Origin of the sequence: Sphaerotilus sp., from assembly GCF_041083715.1 — a bacterium.
Classification (GTDB): Bacteria; Pseudomonadota; Gammaproteobacteria; order Burkholderiales; family Burkholderiaceae_C; genus Sphaerotilus.
Genome location: NZ_JBFPGY010000367.1, coordinates 1 through 5,215 on the forward strand (window position 1 = coordinate 1; position 5,215 = coordinate 5,215).

Consider the following 5,215-nt stretch of genomic DNA (forward strand, 5'->3'; position numbering starts at 1 on the left):
AGTACAAGCATCTTTACCCACCTATGGCAGGAAGCAACATGAAGCGAGTTCAACAAGGTTTCACGCTGATCGAACTGATGATCGTCGTGGCCATCATCGGCATCTTGGCCGCCGTGGCGCTGCCGGCCTACCAAGATTACACAGTCCGTGCCAAGGTCTCGGAAGTCGTGCTGGCTGCTTCGTCATGCCGTACAAGTATTACTGAGGCTGTCCAGTCGTCAAACGTCGCAGATGTGTCCGCTGTGCTGCCGACGAGCTGTAGTGTGACTGCTACCAAGTTCGTGACGAGTGTGGCAGTCGACGCAAACGGTGTCGTCACTGTTGTAGCCAATCAGGCCAATCTCAACCAATTGTCCGCTACGACGAACAAGCTGACGCTGGTTCCTATCCAGACCGGTACGGCCGCTCTTGTTGGTACGACTGATGGCGGCAAGACGATCGCCGGCTGGCGCTGTGGTCTGACGGCTGACGGCACGACGATGCCAGGGAAGTATCTGCCGGCATCCTGCCGCGGTGTCTATCCGTGATACAGCTCGCCTGAGCGAGGCTTGGGCAGTCACCCGTGGTTTCACGTCGCAAATGCGCCTTCGGGCGCATTTGTTGTTTCAGGCTTTGGTCCGGTGGCCTCGCTATGATCGCCCACTCATGACCACGCCCGATCACCCCCCCGTCTCCTTCCTGCCGCTGGCCCTGCTGGCGGTGGCGCTTCCCTTCCTGATCGCCGGCAGCGTGCCGCCCACCTCGACCTACTTCAACCAGGTCGTGGCCTTGGGTGGTTGCGGGGTCTGGCTGCTGGTCTGGGCGCTGACGGCTCGGCCCAGCCTTGCGTCGCAGCCATCCTCCGGGGCGACGAAGCTGCTGCTGGTGGCTGGTGCGCTGCTGGTCGCGGCCACCCTCACGTCCGGCACGCCGTGGGGCCAGCGCCTGGCACCACTGGCGTGTCTGGTCGTGGCCGGCGCGTTGATGCACGCCACGGCCGCGGCCACCCGCGCCGGTCGCATCGACGACTGGGTCACGCCGCTGATGACGGCGCTGCTGGTGGCCGGTCTGCTGAGTGCCGTGGTCGGTGTGGTGCAGGTTTTCCGACCTGAACTCGCCGATGGCCGTCTGATCTCCTTTCCCACCATTGCCGGTCGCGCCATCGGCAACATGCGCCAGCCGAACCAGCTGTCCACGCTGCTGCTGTGGGCGGCGGCGGCGGCTGTCTGGCTGGGTGTGCGCGAGCGCCAGCCGCTGGCGGTGCTGGCGGCTGTGCTGAGTGTGCTGGTCTTCAGCGTGGCGCTGACAGCGTCCCGCACCGGACTGGTCGGCGTGGGATTGCTGGCGCTCTGGGGTGCTGTCGATCGGCGGTTGCCGACACCGGTGCGCTGGCTGCTGCTGGCCATGCTGCCGCTCTATGCGCTGAGCTGGTGGGGTCTGGAGCAGTGGCTCTCGGCCCACGGCGTGATGTTCTATGGCGAAGACCAGGTCAAGAAGACGCTGCACGGTGATCCGAGCAGTTCGCGCGGCAAGATCTGGTCCAACACCTGGGACATGATCCGCTCCCATCCGTGGACGGGCGTCGGCTTCGGCGCCTACAACTTCATCTGGTCGATGACCCCCTTTCCAGGGCGGCCGGTCGCGTTCTACGACCACTCGCACAATGTGGCGCTGCAACTGGCGGTCGAGTCGGGCATACCGATGGCGGTCGTGATCCTCGGCTGTGCGCTCGCGGCGCTGTGGATGTCCCGATCCGCATTGCAGCAGGCCGATGACGACACCGCGCGCGGTGCGCGCACGGCGCTGTTCATGCTGGTGATGGTTGGTGTGCACAGCCTGCTGGAATACCCGCTGTGGTACGTCTATTTCCTGCTGCCGACGGCCCTGCTGGCTGGCTGGCTGACCGGACTGGCGCCCGTGCGGCCTCCTCCTGCGGAGGCGGCGCCGGCTGTGACCCTGTCCCGCTTCGCCGGTGCGTGGCGCCCGGTCTGGTGCGCGACCGGGGCACTGGCGCTGGCCGGATCACTCTGGTCGACAGTGGAATATGGCAGCGTGGCCATCATCTTCGAGCCGGATCTGGCCTGGAGCGAGCCGGCACCGCTGGCCGACCGCATCGCCGAAGGGCAGCGCAGCGTGCTGTGGGGCCACCACGCCGACTATGCATCGGTGACGATGGCACCAGAGCCCGAGAAAGTGTTCGACCAGTTCGAGCGTCCGCTCTACCACCTGGCCGATACCCGACTGCTGATGGCCTATGCACGGGCTCTGCAGGCACGGGGCGAGACGGCACGTGCTGCGCATGTCGCCGCCCGGCTGCGTGAGTTCCACAACCCGGCGTCGGCGGATTTCTTCGCGGCCTGTGACGCACCGGCCACTGCGCCAGCTGCCACGCCGTTCCAGTGCCTGCCCGACCCGGCCCTGCCTGCCGAGGCGCTGCGCCCGAAACCGTGAACTCCGTGCCAGCAGGGTCAGCCGGCGATCCAGTCGCCCGACTTGCCACCCCGCTTGGCCTGCAGGCGGATGTCGGTCATCGCCATGCCGCGGTCGGCCGCTTTGCACATGTCGTAGATGGTCAGCAGACCAACCTGCACGGCGGTCAGCGCTTCCATCTCGACGCCGGTGCGGCCCAGTGTCTCCACCGTCGCCTGGCAGTGCACGGCCGAGGCCGTCTCGTCGAGCTGGAAATCCACCGCGACCTTGGTGATGGGCAGCGGGTGGCACAGCGGAATCAGATCCGAGGTGCGCTTGGCCCCCTGGATGGCGGCGATGCGGGCGATGCCGATGACATCGCCTTTCTTCGCGTTGCCCTGGGCGATGAGCGCCAGCGTGGCCGGCAGCATGCGGATCGTGCCGCTGGCGGTGGCGACCCGGTGGGTCTCGCGCTTCTCGGAGACATCGACCATGTGGGCCTGGCCGTGGGCGTCGAAGTGGGTCAGGGGAGAGTTCATCGGTCGGATCCACTCAGCAGGGATTTACACAGGAGAGACACAGTGCGGGCATCATACGCAGCCCTGCTGCATCTCCCGCTTCAGGCGGGTTGGCCATGACCCTACCTTGTGCTGCTGCTCCCAGACGTGGTTTGCTGCACTGTCCGTCCGTGCTGGCTTCGGTGCTGGCTTCGGTGCTGATTGCTGCGCCGGTGTCGCTTGGTGTCGCTCAGGCGGCGCAGGCACAGGCGTCCTTGCCGTCTCTCGGCGATGCGGCCTCGGAGGACCTCACCGTCGGCGCCGAGCGCCGCCTCGGCGACCGCATCATGCGAGAGATCCGGCGCGACCCGGACTGGCTGGATGATCCCCTGCTGCAGGACTACCTGAACAGCCTGTGGCAGCCGCTGGTTGCTGCCGCGCAGTCGCGTGGAGATCTCACCGATGAGCAGCGCACCCATCTGGCCATGCAGGCATTTCTCGTGCGCGACCGCACGATCAATGCGTTCGCGTTGCCGGGGGGCTATGTCGGCGTCCACCTCGGGCTGATTGCCCTGACGGGGACACGCGATGAGCTGGCGGCCGTGCTCGCCCATGAACTCTCCCATGTCACCCAACGCCACATTGCCCGCAACATCGCGACCAGCCGGCGGCAGTCCATGCTTGGCGTGGCGTCGATGATCCTGGGGATTCTGGCGGCCTCTCGCAGCCAGAACGTCGATGCGGCCAACGCAGTGATCGTTGGCGGGCAGGCGGCTGCGGTCCAGGGGCAACTGAATTTCTCGCGCGACATGGAGCGTGAGGCCGATCGGGTCGGGTTTGGCGTGCTGGATGCAGCGGGGTATGCGCCTGAAGGCATGGCCGGCATGTTCGACCGACTGCAATATGCCTCGCGCCTGAACGACGCCGGCCAGTTTCCCTACCTGCGCACCCATCCGTTGACCAGCGAGCGCATTGCCGAGGCCCGTGGCCGACTCGGGCCCGCCGCGGTCCGCAAGTCGGTGCCGTCTCCCGCGCCGTGGCTGCATGCCGTGATGCAGGCGCGCGCGCGCGCACTGATGGACGGCCGCACGGAGACGCTGACAAGGCTGGCCGGCGGCGGCGTGCCCACTGCAGCCGCAGCAGCCCAGACCCCGGAAGCACTGGCGACGGCGTGTGCCGCCGCAATGGCCGCGACGCGGCTGAAGGACTGGCGCGTCGCGGACGCCGCCTTGGCCCGGGCGAAGGCGCTCGCTGCGCCGCAGGGCGAGGCCGTGCAGCGGCCGGTCCTGGTGATGCAGGTCGAATCACTCCTGGAGCGCGGGCAGACGGCCGAGGCGGTACGGGTGTTGTCCGGAGGGGTGCTGGATGGGTCACGCGCCGGGTTGCTGCTCGCGGCCCGGATGGTGGTGCTCGCTGGCACCGATGCGACGCTGGTGGCCCGCACCCGCGAGGACTTGCAGACCTGGGTGGTGCTGCATCCGGCGGATGGCAGTGCATGGCTCGCGCTTGCGCAGGTGCACGAGCGCCAAGGGGCGCCACTGGCCGCACTGCGGGCCCATGCCGAGGCCAAGTATGCCGAGGGGGATCTCTCCGGCGCTGTCGATCGCCTGCGGGCCGGCCAGCGCCTGGCGCGCAGCAATGGTGCGGTGGAGTCGGTGGAAGGCGTGATCATCGAGTCGCGCTTGAAGGCCATCGAGCAGCAGCGCCGCGCCGAGATGGAGCAGGAGCGCAACGGCCAGCGCGAGTGAGCCGGTTGTTTCAGCTCTCGTCGAACACCCGTTCCAGCACGGCATCAATCACCATGCCGCAGACGCTGTAAAGCAGCGAGGCGACCAGTGCTGCACCGAATCCAGCCACCTGCAGGCCAGGCAGCATCCACGCTGCACAGTAGAAGATCATTGCATTCACGACGAACAGGAACAGGCCCAGCGTGATGATCGTCACAGGCAGGGTCAGCACCACCAGCACCGGCCGAAGCACGGTGTTGAGCAGTCCCAGGATGAGGGCCGCGACCAGCGCTGCACCATAGCCCTGTACGTGGATGCCGGGATAGAAATGTGCCGTCAGGAGCAGAGCGGCGGCCAGGAGAAACCAACGTGCGATGAGCTTGACCATGCATGTCAGCATACACGTGTCGTCGTTGACTGTGAGGTCCGTCACGAATGATGAGGATGCGCCGGTGCACGAGGCATGTGCAGAAATGAAAAAAGGCCACCGTGAGGTGGCCTGTGCGCGGGATGGAGAGTCGCGCCGATTGGCGAGAAGGGCTCAGCTCACTTGAGCAGGGCCTTGAGGAGGCGGCCCATCTCGGAGGGGTTGCGCGTGACGGT

The 5,215-nt window shown here is 66.7% G+C and carries 5 protein-coding genes; 3 read left to right on the plus strand and 2 right to left on the minus strand.

All coding sequences use genetic code 11. The annotated features are described in order from the left end of the window. On the plus strand, positions 1-527 hold a 527-nt coding region (locus AB3X43_RS17300; protein WP_369431114.1), incomplete at its 5' end, for a pilin. Positions 528-645: 118 nt separating this feature from the next. Continuing rightward, positions 646-2,430 (plus strand): PglL family O-oligosaccharyltransferase, encoded by a 1,785-nt coding sequence (locus tag AB3X43_RS17305; RefSeq protein WP_369431115.1) that lies wholly within the window; start codon positions 646-648, stop codon positions 2,428-2,430. A gap of 17 nt (positions 2,431-2,447) precedes the next feature. On the opposite strand, the gene moaC is transcribed toward AB3X43_RS17305, so the two are convergent. Next, positions 2,448-2,927, minus strand: a complete 480-nt coding sequence (gene moaC, locus AB3X43_RS17310) for a cyclic pyranopterin monophosphate synthase MoaC (protein ID WP_369431116.1) — start codon at positions 2,925-2,927, stop codon at positions 2,448-2,450. 95 nt (positions 2,928-3,022) lie between these two features. Between moaC and AB3X43_RS17315 the strand changes: the two genes are divergently transcribed. Next, complete coding sequence (locus AB3X43_RS17315) at positions 3,023-4,633, plus strand: M48 family metallopeptidase (protein ID WP_369431118.1); 1,611 nt, start codon at positions 3,023-3,025, stop codon at positions 4,631-4,633. Positions 4,634-4,643: 10 nt separating this feature from the next. Here AB3X43_RS17315 and AB3X43_RS17320 read toward each other — a convergent pair whose 3' ends face one another. Further along, positions 4,644-5,000 carry a phage holin family protein gene (locus tag AB3X43_RS17320; protein ID WP_369431119.1) on the minus strand — a complete coding sequence of 119 codons (357 nt, stop codon included), beginning with the start codon at positions 4,998-5,000 and terminating at the stop codon, positions 4,644-4,646. Between the last annotated feature and the right edge of the window lie 215 nt (positions 5,001-5,215).